The organism is Porcincola sp. LCP21S3_C12 (assembly GCF_052118625.1).
Lineage (GTDB): Bacteria > Bacillota > Clostridia > Lachnospirales > Lachnospiraceae > Porcincola.
Window position 1 is genome coordinate 1 of record NZ_JBQKGW010000068.1, and the last position, 925, is coordinate 925.

Sequence of the window (925 nt, forward strand, 5' to 3'; positions counted from 1 at the left end):
ACCTCAAGCGAAAGACAAAATTCAAACCGAGGAAGTGCCATAAAACACAGATCACCGATCGCGAAGTATTCATCGGACGAACCTTTGACTGTTTCCAGAAACTGCAGCTGGACAAATGGGTCGAGATGGATACGGTGAAATCCGGCAGAGACAGCCGCAAATGCCTTCTGACCTTTTATTTCACACAGGAGAGGCTATTCCTGGCATTTCTGATGAATCGTTGTACTCCAGGAGCCGTGCGTCTTGTATATAACCATCTGGAGGCAAAGATCGGCACCAATGAGTTCAACCGGTTATTCGGTACGATCCTGACAGACAGAGGAGTCGAGTTCGGAAAACCGCAGGATCTTGAGACAGGAATCAAGGGGATCGAGCGTACCAGCATTTACTTCTGTGATCCAATGCGGAGCTGCCAGAAAGGCGGCGTGGAAAACGTTCATACGCTGCTTAGAATGATCTTGCCAAAAGGCACAAGCTTTGAGTTCCTGACACAATGGGACGTCAACCTAATTGTGAACCACATAAACTCTACGCCACGTAAAAGCCTGAATGGAAGTACACCCTATGACGTTTCTGCCGAAGCATACGGCGAGGAAGTCTTAAAAAAACTACAGCTTAGGCGCATTGACCCTGATGAAGTCAAACTCTCGCCTAAGCTGATTCGGAACAACTAACCAGGCAAAAATCTGCTGTCAGACTGGAAGTAAACTTTTCACATTTTTTCAATGTGGCTGGTGGAATTCAGTCTCGCACACTGCATTTCCAGCGGCTTACGAAGCATGTCTAAATTTAGGTTTTTGTCAGAGAAGTTATCCTAATTATATGCATCTCAGAACGGAATTGCATCTGAAATATTAAAAAAAGAAAGCTTTTTAAGTTGCAGTAGAATTTACTTCTGCACTGGAATTTACTTTTTCAATTCACG

1 protein-coding gene is annotated in these 925 nt (G+C 44.5%); it reads left to right on the plus strand.

Features of this window, described 5'->3' with window-relative positions:
* Positions 1-674: IS30 family transposase (locus ACTQ1N_RS12660; RefSeq protein WP_441957008.1), on the plus strand; the 674-nt coding region annotated here is incomplete at its 5' end.
* Positions 675-925: the final 251 nt, after the last annotated feature.